The 13,986-nt window shown below is 46.9% G+C and carries 19 protein-coding genes; 3 read left to right on the top strand and 16 right to left on the bottom strand.

Annotated elements, in window-relative coordinates; all coding sequences use genetic code 11:
• Positions 1 to 2: 2 nt before the first annotated feature.
• The 6 genes from hisS to ndk all read right to left on the bottom strand — a co-directional run bounded on the left by hisS (position 3) and on the right by ndk (position 5,792).
• Positions 3 to 1,280, bottom strand: coding sequence for a histidine--tRNA ligase (gene hisS / locus U0358_RS10415; RefSeq protein WP_322406206.1), 1,278 nt, complete (start codon positions 1,278 to 1,280; stop codon positions 3 to 5).
• Positions 1,281 to 1,352: 72 nt separating this feature from the next.
• The gene (gene ispG / locus U0358_RS10420; protein WP_322406207.1) at positions 1,353 to 2,471 is read right to left on the bottom strand and encodes a flavodoxin-dependent (E)-4-hydroxy-3-methylbut-2-enyl-diphosphate synthase; all 1,119 of its coding nucleotides are present in this window, start codon (positions 2,469 to 2,471) and stop codon (positions 1,353 to 1,355) included.
• A gap of 16 nt (positions 2,472 to 2,487) precedes the next feature.
• Positions 2,488 to 3,597 carry a RodZ domain-containing protein gene (locus U0358_RS10425; RefSeq protein ID WP_317497325.1) on the bottom strand — a complete coding sequence of 370 codons (1,110 nt, stop codon included), beginning with the start codon at positions 3,595 to 3,597 and terminating at the stop codon, positions 2,488 to 2,490.
• A 20-nt stretch (positions 3,598 to 3,617) separates the two neighbouring features.
• Positions 3,618 to 4,073, bottom strand: coding sequence for a tetratricopeptide repeat protein (locus U0358_RS10430; RefSeq protein WP_317497326.1), 456 nt, complete (start codon positions 4,071 to 4,073; stop codon positions 3,618 to 3,620).
• 33 nt (positions 4,074 to 4,106) lie between these two features.
• Complete coding sequence (locus U0358_RS10435) at positions 4,107 to 5,243, bottom strand: dual-specificity RNA methyltransferase RlmN (RefSeq protein WP_317497327.1); 1,137 nt, start codon at positions 5,241 to 5,243, stop codon at positions 4,107 to 4,109.
• Between the two features lie 117 nt (positions 5,244 to 5,360).
• The gene (gene ndk, locus U0358_RS10440) at positions 5,361 to 5,792 is read right to left on the bottom strand and encodes a nucleoside-diphosphate kinase (protein ID WP_011235266.1); all 432 of its coding nucleotides are present in this window, start codon (positions 5,790 to 5,792) and stop codon (positions 5,361 to 5,363) included.
• 166 nt (positions 5,793 to 5,958) lie between these two features.
• Between ndk and msrA the strand changes: the two genes are divergently transcribed.
• Positions 5,959 to 6,504 (top strand): peptide-methionine (S)-S-oxide reductase MsrA, encoded by a 546-nt coding sequence (gene msrA, locus U0358_RS10445; RefSeq protein ID WP_322406208.1) that lies wholly within the window; start codon positions 5,959 to 5,961, stop codon positions 6,502 to 6,504.
• Here msrA and U0358_RS10450 read toward each other — a convergent pair.
• From U0358_RS10450 to trmJ, 3 genes are all read right to left on the bottom strand, one after another.
• The gene (locus U0358_RS10450) at positions 6,501 to 7,658 is read right to left on the bottom strand and encodes an IscS subfamily cysteine desulfurase (protein WP_322406209.1); all 1,158 of its coding nucleotides are present in this window, start codon (positions 7,656 to 7,658) and stop codon (positions 6,501 to 6,503) included. The genes msrA and U0358_RS10450 overlap by 4 nt on opposite strands.
• Positions 7,659 to 7,688: 30 nt before the next feature.
• Positions 7,689 to 8,168, bottom strand: a complete 480-nt coding sequence (gene iscR, locus U0358_RS10455; protein ID WP_317497330.1) for a Fe-S cluster assembly transcriptional regulator IscR — start codon at positions 8,166 to 8,168, stop codon at positions 7,689 to 7,691.
• Positions 8,169 to 8,234: 66 nt separating this feature from the next.
• A complete protein-coding gene (trmJ, locus tag U0358_RS10460; RefSeq protein WP_322406210.1) occupies positions 8,235 to 8,957 on the bottom strand; it encodes a tRNA (cytosine(32)/uridine(32)-2'-O)-methyltransferase TrmJ in 723 nt (240 codons plus the stop codon).
• A gap of 108 nt (positions 8,958 to 9,065) precedes the next feature.
• Between trmJ and suhB the strand changes: the two genes are divergently transcribed.
• Positions 9,066 to 9,842, top strand: coding sequence for an inositol-1-monophosphatase (gene suhB / locus U0358_RS10465; protein WP_317497332.1), 777 nt, complete (start codon positions 9,066 to 9,068; stop codon positions 9,840 to 9,842).
• 72 nt (positions 9,843 to 9,914) lie between these two features.
• Here suhB and U0358_RS10470 read toward each other — a convergent pair whose 3' ends face one another.
• From U0358_RS10470 to U0358_RS10490, 5 genes are all read right to left on the bottom strand, one after another.
• The gene (locus tag U0358_RS10470) at positions 9,915 to 10,085 is read right to left on the bottom strand and encodes a DUF3545 family protein (RefSeq protein WP_011235272.1); all 171 of its coding nucleotides are present in this window, start codon (positions 10,083 to 10,085) and stop codon (positions 9,915 to 9,917) included.
• A 264-nt stretch (positions 10,086 to 10,349) separates the two neighbouring features.
• The gene (locus tag U0358_RS10475; protein ID WP_322406212.1) at positions 10,350 to 10,691 is read right to left on the bottom strand and encodes a hypothetical protein; all 342 of its coding nucleotides are present in this window, start codon (positions 10,689 to 10,691) and stop codon (positions 10,350 to 10,352) included.
• 3 nt (positions 10,692 to 10,694) lie between these two features.
• On the bottom strand, positions 10,695 to 11,402 hold the full coding sequence (locus U0358_RS10480) for a nuclease-related domain-containing protein (protein ID WP_322406213.1): 708 nt from the start codon (positions 11,400 to 11,402) through the stop codon (positions 10,695 to 10,697).
• A gap of 77 nt (positions 11,403 to 11,479) precedes the next feature.
• Positions 11,480 to 11,779 (bottom strand): Rho termination factor N-terminal domain-containing protein, encoded by a 300-nt coding sequence (locus tag U0358_RS10485; RefSeq protein WP_317497335.1) that lies wholly within the window; start codon positions 11,777 to 11,779, stop codon positions 11,480 to 11,482.
• Between the two features lie 29 nt (positions 11,780 to 11,808).
• On the bottom strand, positions 11,809 to 12,006 hold the full coding sequence (locus tag U0358_RS10490; RefSeq protein WP_317497336.1) for a hypothetical protein: 198 nt from the start codon (positions 12,004 to 12,006) through the stop codon (positions 11,809 to 11,811).
• A 187-nt stretch (positions 12,007 to 12,193) separates the two neighbouring features.
• Between U0358_RS10490 and U0358_RS10495 the strand changes: the two genes are divergently transcribed.
• The gene (locus U0358_RS10495; protein ID WP_034822359.1) at positions 12,194 to 12,445 is read left to right on the top strand and encodes a TIGR03643 family protein; all 252 of its coding nucleotides are present in this window, start codon (positions 12,194 to 12,196) and stop codon (positions 12,443 to 12,445) included.
• Positions 12,446 to 12,456: 11 nt separating this feature from the next.
• On the opposite strand, the gene U0358_RS10500 is transcribed toward U0358_RS10495, so the two are convergent.
• Entirely contained in the window at positions 12,457 to 12,981 is a 525-nt protein-coding gene (locus U0358_RS10500; protein ID WP_322406214.1) for a cytochrome b, read from the bottom strand.
• Positions 12,974 to 13,957, bottom strand: coding sequence for a catalase family peroxidase (locus U0358_RS10505; protein WP_322406215.1), 984 nt, complete (start codon positions 13,955 to 13,957; stop codon positions 12,974 to 12,976). The genes U0358_RS10500 and U0358_RS10505 overlap by 8 nt, the downstream gene beginning before the upstream one ends.
• Positions 13,958 to 13,986 lie beyond the last annotated feature (29 nt).

The raw sequence follows: 13,986 nt of genomic DNA on the forward strand, positions 1-13,986 counted from the left end.
GACTACCCTCTCGTCATTGGTTGCAGATACTCAATAAGTGCCTGCCAGCCCAGAGTTTGTTGTTCTTCAGCAGTGCGTAACGGCTTTACAGTTACCTGTTGCTGAGCGATTTCATCCGCGCCGATAATCAGTGCCACTTGTGCACCCGACTTATCCGCTTTCTTCATTTGTTTTTTCATAGAACCGCCGCCACAGTGGCTTACCAGGCGCAGTTCCGGCAACTCATTTCTCAGCTGTTCGGCAATTCGCGGGGCATTTAGTTCCGCTTCGTCGCCTAATGGCATTAAGTAAGCATCAACCACTCGTCTTGGGGTCAGCTTGCCTTGTTCCTGCAGCAACAGCACCAGGCGTTCCATACCCATCGCAAAACCGACCGCAGGCGTAGCCTTACCGCCTAATTGTTCAACCAGTCCGTCATAACGACCACCGGCACAAACAGTACCCTGAGCGCCCAGAGCGGTGGTAACCCATTCAAACACGGTACGGTTGTAATAATCGAGGCCACGAACCAAACGTTCGTTTAAGGTATATGAAATACCGGCCGCTTCCAGGCGAGCCGTCAATTGCTCAAAATGCTCTTTTGAATCAGTGTCCCAGTATTCGGATAGACTAGGCGCACCCTCCAGAATCTTCTGAGTCTTCTCATCTTTACTGTCCAGAATACGCAACGAATTGCTTTCAAGCCGGCGTTTACTGTCTTCATCCAGCTCACTTTCATAGTCAGACAAGTAAGCTTTTAACGCGTCGCGGTAATTCGCGCGCGCCTCGTTAGAACCCAGAGAGTTCAGCTGCAGCTCTACCTGATCGGCAAGACCGAACTCACGCCATAATCTGGCCGAAAGCAGAATGACTTCCGCATCGGCATCGGCGCTTTCTAAACCAAAGGTTTCAATACCAAACTGATGAAACTGACGATAACGACCTTTTTGCGGACGCTCGTACCGGAACATAGGCCCCATGTACCACAAACGCTGAATTTGATTATACAAAAGACCGTGCTGATTCCCCGCACGCACGCAACTTGCTGTCCCTTCCGGACGCAAGGTCACGCTTTCACCATTACGGTCATCAAAGGTATACATTTCTTTTTCGACAATATCGGTAACTTCACCAATAGAGCGTTTAAACAGTTGTGTGCTTTCCAGCACCGGCATACGGATTTCGCTATACCCGTAGCTTGCAGCAACACGTCGTATTACTGCTTCAACCTGTTGCCAGGCCGGACTTTGCTCTGGCAACAAATCATTCATGCCACGAATTGCTTGGATTGTATTCGCCACGGAACCTTCTCGTCTGGTTATCGATACAGAAAATAAGCGGGTATTATAGGGACTTTGTCGATGCGGGTAAAATCAACCGTCAATTTCTTTTACGTCAATTTTATTAGCTTCAATGAACTTTACCTGCTCGCGAATTTGGGCTTCCAGTTCATCCACTAAATTCTGGTTATCCAGTCGGAGTTTTTGACGTGCTCCACCAATGTACAAGCCACTTTTATTCTTAGCGCCGGCGAGGCCGACATGCGATACCAGAGCCTCACCCGGACCATTCACAACACAGCCTATTATTGAAACATCCATTGGAATAGTAATATCCTCCAGACGCTCCTCTAAGGCATTAACGGTGTTAATAACATCGAATTCTTGTCTGGAGCAACTGGGGCAGGCAATAAAGTTGATACCCCGGGCACGAATACGCAGTGACTTTAATATATCAAAACCAACTTTAATTTCTTCAACCGGGTCAGCCGCGAGCGAAACCCGCAGGGTGTCACCGATCCCCTCGGCCAGCAACATACCTAAACCAACCGACGATTTCACCGCGCCGCTACGCTTACCGCCAGCTTCTGTAATGCCTAAATGCAGCGGCTGATCAATTTCTTTCGCCAATAAACGGTAGGATTCAACCGCTAAAAAAACGTCTGACGCTTTAACACTGACTTTAAAATCGTGGAAGTCCAGCTTGTAGAGAATGTTGACATGGCGCATTGCCGATTCCACTAACGCCTCGGCTGTCGGCTCTCCATATTTTTCTTGTAAGTCTTTTTCCAGCGAACCGCCGTTGACCCCAATACGAATTGGAATGTTACGTTCACGCGCTGCATCTACTACAGCTTTTATTCTGTCTTCGTGACCAATATTACCCGGATTGATACGTAAGCAGTCAGCGCCATATTCGGCAACTTTAAGCGCAATGCGGTAATCAAAATGAATGTCAGTAACCAGCGGTACCGGGCTGCGCAGCTTTATTTGCTTAAAAGCTTCGGCGGCTTCCATTGTGGGTACAGACACACGAACAATATCCGCACCGGCCTGAGCCAAAGCTTCTATTTGCGCAACAGTCGCATCTATATCGGTTGTTTCAGTATTTGTCATGGACTGCACAGCAATCGGTGCGCCATCGCCAATAGGCACATTACCTACATATAAGCGGCGTGAAGGACGGCGTTTAATTGGATTTTCGTGCATCATAACCTTAAATTGACCTCTACTGCTCTTCTGACGGAACGGTAAACCGTGCAACACGCCCAGTCCGGAACTGGCTCATATCGAAAGCGTTACCGTTAAAGCTTAGATTAACCGCTTCAGGTTTACACAATGTTACTGAAAAAGGGGCTTCGCCCGGAACCGGCATACGGTAGCCGGCAGCTTTTACACCAACAGCCTGGGTTTCACCTGAAGCATCATCAATTTTAACCCAGCATTCTTCATTAAACTCTAGCACCAGACTGGCTGAAACAGTTTCTGATTGCGGCGATGGTTCAACAGCTTCTGATTCGACCGAACTTTCAGTTTGGTTATCTGTCTGCTCGGCAGTTTCAGTTGGTAACTCTTGCGTATCACTAACATCGTTAGCCGCGGGCTCGGTATTAGTGGCCGACGATTCATCGTTATTCTCGTTGGTATTCTCGTTGGTATTCTCGCCACTTTCACTAACGGGTTCTTGCACCGACTCGACCGCAACATTCGTGTCACCGGTTTCAACTTCAGACTCTAATACGGCTTCATCTTCATTCGGCTCAATTTGTGGCTCTGTCGGCCGATTTGAAATTTCAATATCATCGACGTTATCAGCATTGTCATCAGTGTTTACCGGGGAAACTTCTGTGCTTTCCTGTGTGCCGATTTCACCTTCACTAAAACCAAGATCCGGCTCTTGCCACCACCAAATAACCAAAGCAACAACAATAATGATAACCACATACGTAATTAACATTAAGCGGTTGTCACTTTCTTCATGCTTTTTGCGTCTAGAGAAGCTCTGCATCTGGCTGCTTTCAACTTCTTTATAGCCTCTGGCTTTGTAAGCCTCAAACAGCTCGGTATCGTCTAAATCAAGCAGTTTGGCGTAGGAACGTAAATAACCTTTAATAAAGGTTGCCGTCGAAAAAGTTGAATACTCATCGGCTTCCAGCAACTCAATAATCTGCTTTCGCAAACGCAACTGGTCTGCAACCTCGCGCTGCTCTAAACCTTTAGCTTCACGGGCTTCTCTCAGAATTTCACCAGGACTTTTACTCGGCTTTTGCTTTGTTTCTTGTGCCGCTTCCGGTTCTGGCTTGTTATTATCTTGTGTTGATTCGTTTTCAGCAGTCATGATTGTAAGGGGTTTCCCTGTTATGGTTGAACTGCGTCGTGACTTAGCCGGGCCAAACATTCGGCTCTATTAGCCTCAGCTCTGGCATGATGTGGATACGCTGGATCCAATGCCACTTTATCAAAATACCTGAGTGCTTTTTTCCAGTCACCAGCCACACACAGTGCAACCGCATAGTTATTGTACAATGCACCGCTCATAGGTTGCCATGATAATGTCTGTTGGTAAAGTGACAAAGCTGAATCAACGTCATTTGTCGCTAAATACCATTGCCCGAGGGCAAGATTGGCATTCAGAGACCGGGGATTGTTCGTCAATGCGGTTTGCAAATGCGGATACGCAAGCTTCAATTTGCCCTGCGTCAAATAAGCAAGTCCAAGCTGCAACCGTACATCATTACCCACAGATACCGACTGTTCAGGGTTAGCGGTACAACCATATAGCGCTGCGGCTATCAATAATAAAGCGGTTCGCATTATCACACTCCTTGTGCCTGCGACTCTGTAAATTTACGTGGTCTTTACAGCTATTGCCTCTCCACCACGCTGTTGCTGCTGACGTTTCAATATACGTTTTGTACGATCGATGACATCGCCCACTAATTGCCCGCAAGCTGCATCGATATCATCCCCACGAGTTTTCCGTACCATTACCGTCAAACCGTACTCCATAAGTACTTTGGCAAAACGGTCAATCCGCGAGTTACTAGAGCGTCCGTAATCCGAACCCGGGAAAGGATTAAATGGAATAAGGTTAATTTTACTCGGGGTATCTTTTAAGGTTTTTGCCAGCGCATGTGCCTGATCGGTTGAGTCATTAACATGGTCCAGCATGACATACTCTACCGTTACTTTACGCTGAGCTTTTGACTGCTCAACATAACGACGGCTGGATGCCAGAAATTCTTCAATATTGTACTTCTTATTAATAGGTACAATTTCGTTGCGCAGCTCATCGTCTGGTGCGTGCAACGAAATAGCCAACATCACATCGATGCGTTCGCGCAATTTTTCCAACGCAGGAACAACACCTGAAGTACTTAAAGTAACGCGGCGTTTGGATAAACCGAAACCCAGGTCATCCAACATTAACTCCATTGCCGGAACAACATTGTTTAAATTAAGCAAAGGTTCGCCCATGCCCATCATGACCACGTTCGTTACGGGTTTAATTCCGGTTTTTCCATAAGCCCCTAGCAGCTGGTTCACCCGCCATACCTGGCCGATGATTTCCGCCACACTGAGGTTACGGTTAAAGCCCTGAGCCCCGGTTGAGCAGAAAGTACACTCTAATGCACAACCAACCTGAGAGGACACACACAAAGTAGCGCGATCACCCTCGGGGATCCACACTGTTTCCACGTCCTGGCCGTCGAACAAGGTCATTGCGAACTTAATCGTACCGTCCGATGACTGCTGCTGTTCACGAACTTCAGGCGCGCGTATTTCAGCGACTTGCTTGAGCTTTTCACGCAACGCTTTATTAAGATTCGTCATCTCATCAAAGTCATCGACACAAAAGTGATACAGCCACTTCATTACTTGTTCAGCACGAAATGGTTTCTCACCCATCTCACGAAAGAACTCTTTAATTCCTTCACGATTCAGGTCGAGCAAGTTCACTTTTTTATCTATTGCGTTGGTCATAAAGCTCCGGTTTTCTGATGTGCCTCGACATTTTTGTAGCCTGACGTTTATGTCAGGATCTCACCTGACATAAACGTCAGGCTACCTAAGAACATCAGGCTACATTCAAATACAGTCTTAGCGAGTACGCTGGCAAACTTCTTCGTCGCTGAAGAAATAAGAGATTTCACGTGCTGCAGATTCAGTTGCATCTGAACCGTGTACCGCATTTTCGTCTATAGTTTCAGCGTAGTCTGCACGAATCGTTCCTGCCAGTGCTTCTGCAGGATTCGTAGCACCCATGATGTCGCGGTTTTTACGTACAGCGTCTTCACCTTCGAGAACCTGAACAACGATAGGGCCTGAAGTCATGAATTCAACCAAAGCACCAAAAAAAGGACGTTCTTTGTGTTCTGCGTAGAAGCCTTCTGCCTGTTCTTTGCTTAAGTGCATCATTTTAGCACCAACAATGCGAAGACCCGCAGATTCAAAACGGTTGTAGATAGCGCCGATTAAGTTTTTTGCAACTGCATCAGGCTTGATAATTGATAAAGTGCGCTCTAAAGCCATGGTTATAAACTCCAATAAAATTAAGGGATAAGTTAGTCGCGCGGATTATACGTGAGATAGACGCAGAAATCGAATACCCAGTGATTGTTTTTTTATTCATTCTCAGCTAGGATGAAAGAACCTATATAGCCATATAGACGTCTATTTGACAATAAGGAGTTCTGACATGGCGAACAATGAATACGAACAAGCCACTCTCGGTGGTGGTTGCTTCTGGTGTGTTGAGTCAGCCTTCCTTCAGGTAAAAGGCATTCAGTCGGTTAAGTCAGGTTACACTGGCGGTCATACAACTGACCCAACCTACGAGCAGGTTTGCAGTGGCGAAACGGGACATGCCGAAGTCGCGCAACTCCAATACGATCCAGAGCAGATCTCTTACCGTCAAATCTTAGAAATCTTTTTCACTCTGCACGATCCAACTCAGGTGAATCGTCAGGGCAACGATGTCGGTACTCAATATCGCACATCAATTTTCTATCATAACGACGCGCAAAAACGCGAAGCCGAAGACATTATTGCAGAGTTGGAAGCTGATGACGCTTTTGCTGCTCCTATCGCAACAGAAGTAACTGAGCTGGGAACGTTTTATCCGGCCGAGGATTATCACGAAAACTACTACGCCAGAAACCCGGAAAACCCCTATTGTCAGGCGGTAATTTCACCGAAGCTGGCTAAATTCCGTAAAACCTTTGCCGGCTTGCTGAAAGACTAAGCAGCGCCTCGCAAAGTACCTACAGTGCGGTGGATAAGTTCTATCGCACTATCAATGTCTTCTTCGGAAGTATAACGGCCAATGCTAAAGCGCAGTGAACTCATTGCCAGCTCATGCCCAACCCCTAAAGCACTGAGAACATACGAAGGCTCGACGCTAGCCGATGTGCAAGCTGAGCCAGACGAAAGCGCGAGATCTTTTAACGCCATTAGCAGCAATTCGCCATCTACCCCGGCAAAACTGATGTTAGTAATATGCGGTACCCGTTGCTGGTCAGAGCCATTCAAGGTTACACCTTCTAACTGGCTAACCCCCTTCCATAAACGCTGACGGAGGTTTTCCACTCGCGCAGGCTCAAGATCCAGCTCGCTAAGAACAAGCTCTGCAGCAACACCCATGCCGACAATCTGGTGTGTTGGTAAAGTGCCTGAACGCATGCCTCGTTCGTGCCCCCCGCCATGCATTTGCGCAAGCAGCCGAACCCGCGGAGTGCGGCGTACATACAATGCGCCAATACCCTTGGGGCCATACATCTTGTGCGCAGAAAGTGACATTAAATCGACCGGTAATTCCGCCATATCCATTGGCACTTTGCCGGACGCCTGAGCGGCATCGACATGAAATACTGTGCCATTTTCACGGCACAAGTGACCTATAGTGCTTGTATCCTGAAGCACGCCAATTTCGTTATTAACCAGCATTACGCTCACTAACACCGTATCTTCGCGTAAGGCTGAGCGAAACATATCCATATCGAGCAACCCGTCTGTTCCGACATCCAGATAAGTCACTTCAAAGCCTTCTTTTTCCAACTGCGCGCAGGTATCTAATACCGCTTTATGCTCGGTTTTAAGCGTAATAATGTGCTTGCCTTTAGCGGAGTAGTATTGAGCTGCGCCTTTTATGGCAAGGTTATCTGATTCTGTAGCACCTGAGGTAAAAACAATTTCGCGCGAGTCGGCATTAATAAGGTCAGCAACCTGATTTCGGGCTATATCGACAGCTTCTTCTGCCTGCCAGCCGTACTTATGCGAACGCGATGCCGGGTTACCAAACAAGCCGTCCTGCATTAAACAACCCATCATTTTTTCTGCTACAACAGGATCGACTGGCGTGGTTGCAGCATAATCAAAATAAAGGGGTAACTTAGACACTTGCTTGCTCCTGACAACTTAAAGGCAATATTATAGGTGAGAGTTTAACTTAATCTCTTCTTCACTGTGGTTATGCAACGAGTTCTGTCTATTCAGAACATCACCCACGTCCTGTTTCTTCATCAACTCAGCCAGCGTAATACCGTCCAGAAAGTCGGATATTCTGTCGCTTAACCCTTCCCACAAAGAATGGGTCAGACAACGTTCCCCGCCCTGACAGTTAGCTTTTCCCTGACAACGTGTTGCATCAATCGACTCGTCAACCGCATGAATGACGGCACCAACAGAGATATCATTTGCGCCACACCCCAGACGATAGCCACCACCCGGACCTCGCACACTGTCCACCAGCCCATGCTTACGTAAGCGCGAAAACAACTGCTCTAAATACGACAGGGATATTCCCTGACGTTCAGAAATATCCGCTAACGGCACCGGACCATTTGCCGTAAAAAGCGCAACGTCCAGCATAGCTGTTACTGCGTATCGACCTTTTGACGTCAGGCGCATGGTGGTTTCCTCTGCTGTTTAATTCATCGTTAATGTATTGAGATTCTACATTCCCGACTATTTTAGTCAAGTATTGCCCGTTGATTTGTCCACAGAGGCTAAGATACCGCGTAAAATATTAATTTCATTTTCTTCCGGGCGGGCGCGGTTAAATAGACGACGCAATTTCGTCATGACTTGTCCGGGGTGCTCACGAACGATAAATCCGGTTTGCCCCAGAGTTTTTTCAAGATGCTCATAGAATCGTTCTAAATCTTCAGCGCGTGGGTATTCCGGTAAGTTTTCCGGGGCGCGTTGTTTCGATTCAAGCCACTGCATACGGAGCTCATAACTCACCGTCTGCACCGCCATAGCCAGGTTCAGTGAACTGTAATCGGGGTTAGTCGGTATGTGTAAGTGAAACTGACTTTGTTGTAGCTCTTCGTTGGTTAACCCACTGTTTTCACGGCCAAAAACCAGAGCAACCTGATGCTGACTGGTCTCCTCCAATACTTTTGCCGCACATTCCCGCGGACCTAACAACGGCCAGTCTAAGGTCCGATTCCGGGCACTGGTGGCAATAACCAGACCACAGTCGGCTATGGCTTCCTGCAGAGTATCCACAATAATCGCCGACGCCAAAATATCAGTTGCACCAGCAGCCAACGCCGATGCGTGACTGTCAGGCTCCTGCACAGGATCCACTAAGGTCAATTTGGACAACCCCATAGTTTTCATGGCACGGGCGACAGAGCCTATGTTTCCGGTATGAGACGTATTCACCAGAACAATACGAATGTTATCAAGCATGGCGTTTCCCTTGAGTTTTTCTCGGCTTATGGAAAAGTTTGGCATGATACCGTAACACTGGTATGATCCGCGACCGAAAATTGTTCTTTTACAGCACAGGTAATTGGTATGCATCCGATGTTAAATATTGCGGTGCGCGCAGCGCGTGCGGCCGGCAAAATTTTAGTTAAAAATTTCGACCAGGGCAGTCCTGTTGAAGCCGAATCAAAAGGTTTGAACGACTGGGTTACTGATATGGATAAAGCCGCAGAGCAGGCTATTATCAACACCATTAAAAAGTCTTACCCTGATCACGGCATCATCGCAGAAGAAAGCGGTACTCAGGCTGGAAAAGAAAACGACTTCCAGTGGGTTATTGATCCGCTAGACGGCACGACCAATTACATGCGCGGTATCCCTCATTTTTGTATCTCCATAGCGTTACTTCACAAAGGTTCTGTTCAACAGGCCGTTGTTTACGATCCTATGCGCGAAGAGTTATTCACCGCTACCCGCGGCGCCGGTGCACAGCTAAATGGTCGTCGTTTACGTATTTCACCTAAAGTGGAATTAAAAGGCGCTATTCTAGCAACAGGCTTCCCGTTCAAAATGAAAAACCGGACGCCCGAATATTTGGAAATGTTCAGCAAGTTATTTGAGCACTGTGCCGATGTTCGTCGCGCAGGCGCAGCAGCACTGGATTTAGCTTACGTTGCAGCAGCACGCCACGACGCCTTCTGGGAAATGGGTCTTAAGCCCTGGGATATGTTGGCTGGCGAATTATTGGTTCGCGAAGCCGGTGGCATAGTCAGTGACTTTCAGGGTGGCCACAACTACATTCAGTCAGGCAACATAGCAGCCGGTGCGCCAAAAGCATTAAAACAAATGCTGGCACAAATTCGCTAAGCTCTTTCTAAAAACAAGAGCAGTAAGCCCAAAAGCAAAACGCCGTCTGAGGTAACCCAGACGGCGTTCTTTTTATAGTTCGATTTCTTCTAAATCGAGTTCAAGCGAGTAATCCATATCAGAGAGTTCTTCCCGCAACCGGTACTTCTCTTTTAGTTGTTCTATTTCACGCCATTTACGTTTTGCCGCGCGACCCTTACCAGACTTGTCATTAACCTTTTGCAGTTCTTCTGAATGATCCATGTTATGACCCTCTGCTTTTTTGATACAACTTTTTTAATTATGGTATTAGCGCTGCAGTTAATCTGTTTGTTAACAAAAAAACCACAACTCATAAGTACCACACACCAAGTCACATTAAAAGAACTTTGTTACTATTTTGTTAACAATTGATGGCAAACGTGTGAAGAATTAGGTGATCAATTCAACTTGAGGGTAATGCGTTTTGAAAAATTCGCGGACTGAATTGAGCTGCTGAATGGGGAATAGATGGTCACTCGAGACTTGCTAATTAAAAGGGAACTGTAAAATAGCGTATTCCTCGTCGTACTCGCCCACCGCTACGCGTTTCAGTTTTTTATTGGGGACTTGTTCCAAACCAACACGTAACTTGTCACCATTCACATCTAACAAAGTCATGATATTTTTAACTTTATTCTGCTCTCGATCTCTGGAGCTAATAAGCGACGCAGAGGCAACGATTGCGGCTACGAACAAAACTGCAAATCCCTGGCCGATAAAGTGCAAGAGCGTAAAGTAACTAAGGTAGATGGTTAATAACCAGAGCCAGGCAGGAATGCCTTTGATTTTCCGGGCCAGCCTCGCCCTAAGGGTTTGTTCTTTATACATCCTTCAGCTCGTCATTTGCTTAAGTTCTATTAATTGTTGGACGACTTTCTCAACATTTAACGGTGCCCGCTTGGGCTGATAGTTCAAAATATACTCGACCAGCCCTTTACGTTCAATCACTGGCACGCTGGGTGGTGAAGACAATTTAACCCGAGCGCTGCGGTGTGAGAAAAACACAACGCCGTCTATCCAGGTAGATGCGCGGTTTTTCTTCAAATGCTCTGCCAATACATGTATTTGCTTTTTTAACTGCTTTATTGGATTTCGAACTTTGGCTGTATACCGGCCACCTTTGCGCCCTACTTTATGGGCTACCCAATTAGAAGATTGCTCATCTCCCGTTACTTTAGAGTTGTTGTTTTTTACTTCCACAACAAACACACCGTTAGGGCCCACCACGATTAAATCCAGCTCCGTGAAGCCGCGTTTTGCTCGCGAATTGGGTACGTCGACCTGATTAAACAGCACATAGCTATCGGGGAGCTTTTTTAGCAGCTTCAGTGTTTTTAATTCGCCTCTGGCACCCGAACGCTTAGTAGATGCCGCCCCAATAATACTGAAGAGGTAAATTAATCCGACAACCCACCAGAAGTTTGGTAATTTGTACATTAAAAAGCCCGCAATAGGTGCGCCAATAATAGCGACCCATACGCGGGCTTTATTCACTTCCTGAGAGAGACGATTTTTGGTTATGTACTGCGTGTCGGCCATGACAATTTGACTGCTTTATTTCCCAAACTGGTGGCTATATTAAACCACCAAAACAGACATTCGTCAGCTTTAATCCCTTACTGCTTTTGCCTTATAGCCTCAATCAATTCTTCTTTACTCATTTGGCTGCGGTTATCAATATTAAGCTGCTGCGCTCTATTGTATAGCTCATCTTTGGTGCGCTCCTCCAGCCGAGTATTGGGATTACCTGTCCCCTGAGTAGTGGTGTTATCGGTAACCCCCTCCTCGCGTCGCTGCTTATTCACAGTGCGACTGGCAATTTCCTCTGCTTCGTCTTCACTCTTTCCGTCATCCAGCTGTGACTGCTTAATATGCTGATACATACGCTCGTCTTTGTCGCGCCAAACGTCTGGCATGGTTCCCTCCTTTCTCAATCAGACGATAATTACTGAGAGTCCCGGCCACGTTGCTCCGGGGCTATCTGCTTATCTTTCTGCGAGTGAGTGTCATGAGTTGAATTTGGCCGACTGTGGTCTTCACGGCTCTGGTTTTCTTTGTCCTGCTGCGACTGCAGCTTCCGCTTTTCTTCTTCGCTAAGATCCTGCTCGTCTTTTTTAATTTTCGGATTCATTGGCCCAGTCATAAAGCCTCCTTAATCGTTAAAATGTCAGTGAGTTTCGCTTTCTCTACTATTAAGCCTAGTACAACACATCTTAAAATAAAGATACGCAGGCCATCTTTACGGTTTATAGAATAGAGCAGGTGTAGCTGTGAAGATCTGATTCACAAAGGCTAACGTAATTGAATAAAAACAACTAAGTAGCCTGTTTATGAATCTGACTGAATCTGAAGTATCGCGCGTTATAGAAATGGCGTGGGAAGACCGCACGCCATTTGAAGCTATTGAAGAACAATTTGGCCTACAGGAAAAGCAGGTTGTGAAGTTTATGCGTTCGCAACTTAAGCCCGGCAGTTTCCGCTTGTGGCGAGAACGTGTGTCGGGGCGCAATACCAAACATCGAAAACTACGCCCCGCGGGAGTGTCGCGCGGCTACTGCCCAACACAATATAAACAGCGTTAGGCAATAACCTACTAAAGCATACTTTTCAGAACCTTGTCCTTGCGGATAAAGTGATGATGCAAGGCCGCAGCAACGTGCAAAGCAACCAATGCCATAAGTGCTATTGCCAGCCAGCCGTGCAGTTCCCGGAATACAGCATAGTTCTCAATATCGACAGTAAGCGCCGCCGGTAAGCGGAACCAGCCAAATACATCAATTGGCCGCCCGGCAAAGTACTGCATTAAGTACCCTGAAATTGGCATGGCGAACAACAGCAAATAAAGCAGCCAGTGAGAAGCCTTGGCGACAAATGTCTGCAAGCTTGATAAGTCACCGGGTAATGCCGGAATTTGATGGAACAAACGATTAACTAAACGCGCAATAACCAGTACGGCAGCCACAACACCAAAGGCTTTGTGCACGGTTAAAATGCTTAACTGCCAAGGCTCCAAAGAGCGAACCATCAATAAACCAGCCGCCAGCATAGAAATAACCAAAGCCGCCATGGCCCAGTGAAACAGCCGCATCGACAAGGAAAACTGTTGTGTGTTACTCATTACCCTGCTCCTCCAGCTCGCCCATTAACGCTTCTTTTGCTCTGCGCCTATAAGACTCAGCATAAGCAGCAGACCTGGCACGGAGTATGGGGTCACGGGTTGCTTCAATACCGGTTGGCAGCACCAGTGGGTCGTAATTTATACTATGGCATTCGCCCTGTAACTGCGGCGTTACCCCGGTAATAACAATTTGCCCCGCCGTAATCTGCTCACGTCTGTCCGGCCATGCCTTTGCTGGATTGTTCTCGTCATCTTCTCCATTTGCCAAAGTAAAAACCCAGTCAAAAACGACATTGTCTTCCGCTACCCGGTTGGTAATTTCGTCGTGCAGAGCATCCACACCCTCTAAGTTGTCAGCAGAAACTGAAACCGTCGGTTGCATAGTCCAGCGTACGGCTTGCTTTTCACCGTTTGAATTCACCAAATAAAACGCGTTAATGCTGTTATAAGTCTCAGCAGCAAAACTTCCGCTGGGTTGGTATTGGGCTTTCCAGTTTAAAAAGTCGCGGCTCTCAGGGTGTTCGGCAAAAAATGCTTGTATTGCTTTAGGGCCGGCCTGAATCGCCTGAATTTGCTGATAAAAAGTATGCGGATCTTTAACCGCCATAACTGGCGGCGTATTCATTGCAATACGCCATTGCTCGGTCGAACTCATGGCAAAGCTCAGAGCTAAACTCCTTACCGGTGCTTTTAAGTCAGGCGCTGTTGGATTATTCCCTGCAACAGAAAAACGCCCGATAAAAGGCATGGAACCCGTTTCAAATAGTGTCGTTTTTGAATAGCTGGCTAACTGTCCGTTTGAACGAAACTCACCACTAAGGCAAATACCTTTTGCGTGAGCACGGCGAAAGCCTTCATGGGCGGTTTCTCCCTGCTGTAAATTCACAAACTCTTGTGCACTAACTTTTTTTGGTGGATCATCGGCTGCCACGCTCATTATTGGCGCCAACAATAATGCCAGATATTGTTTTTTCATATTGAAAGTACTCTTGTTATCATTTTTCC

The sequence above is a fragment of the Idiomarina sp. PL1-037 genome (assembly GCF_034422975.1).
Lineage (GTDB): Bacteria > Pseudomonadota > Gammaproteobacteria > Enterobacterales > Alteromonadaceae > Idiomarina.

Coding starts and splice junctions, on each gene's coding strand:
- ispG (WP_322406207.1), bottom strand. CDS start 2,471: ATGATGCACGAAAATCCAATTAAACGCCGTCCTTCACGCCGCTTATAT.
- U0358_RS10425 (WP_317497325.1), bottom strand. CDS start 3,597: ATGACTGCTGAAAACGAATCAACACAAGATAATAACAAGCCAGAACCG.
- U0358_RS10430 (WP_317497326.1), bottom strand. CDS start 4,073: ATGCGAACCGCTTTATTATTGATAGCCGCAGCGCTATATGGTTGTACC.
- U0358_RS10435 (WP_317497327.1), bottom strand. CDS start 5,243: ATGACCAACGCAATAGATAAAAAAGTGAACTTGCTCGACCTGAATCGT.
- ndk (WP_011235266.1), bottom strand. CDS start 5,792: ATGGCTTTAGAGCGCACTTTATCAATTATCAAGCCTGATGCAGTTGCA.
- msrA (WP_322406208.1), top strand. CDS start 5,959: ATGGCGAACAATGAATACGAACAAGCCACTCTCGGTGGTGGTTGCTTC.
- iscR (WP_317497330.1), bottom strand. CDS start 8,168: ATGCGCCTGACGTCAAAAGGTCGATACGCAGTAACAGCTATGCTGGAC.
- trmJ (WP_322406210.1), bottom strand. CDS start 8,957: ATGCTTGATAACATTCGTATTGTTCTGGTGAATACGTCTCATACCGGA.
- suhB (WP_317497332.1), top strand. CDS start 9,066: ATGCATCCGATGTTAAATATTGCGGTGCGCGCAGCGCGTGCGGCCGGC.
- U0358_RS10470 (WP_011235272.1), bottom strand. CDS start 10,085: ATGGATCATTCAGAAGAACTGCAAAAGGTTAATGACAAGTCTGGTAAG.
- U0358_RS10475 (WP_322406212.1), bottom strand. CDS start 10,691: ATGTATAAAGAACAAACCCTTAGGGCGAGGCTGGCCCGGAAAATCAAA.
- U0358_RS10480 (WP_322406213.1), bottom strand. CDS start 11,402: ATGGCCGACACGCAGTACATAACCAAAAATCGTCTCTCTCAGGAAGTG.
- U0358_RS10485 (WP_317497335.1), bottom strand. CDS start 11,779: ATGCCAGACGTTTGGCGCGACAAAGACGAGCGTATGTATCAGCATATT.
- U0358_RS10490 (WP_317497336.1), bottom strand. CDS start 12,006: ATGACTGGGCCAATGAATCCGAAAATTAAAAAAGACGAGCAGGATCTT.
- U0358_RS10495 (WP_034822359.1), top strand. CDS start 12,194: ATGAATCTGACTGAATCTGAAGTATCGCGCGTTATAGAAATGGCGTGG.
- U0358_RS10500 (WP_322406214.1), bottom strand. CDS start 12,981: ATGAGTAACACACAACAGTTTTCCTTGTCGATGCGGCTGTTTCACTGG.
- U0358_RS10505 (WP_322406215.1), bottom strand. CDS start 13,957: ATGAAAAAACAATATCTGGCATTATTGTTGGCGCCAATAATGAGCGTG.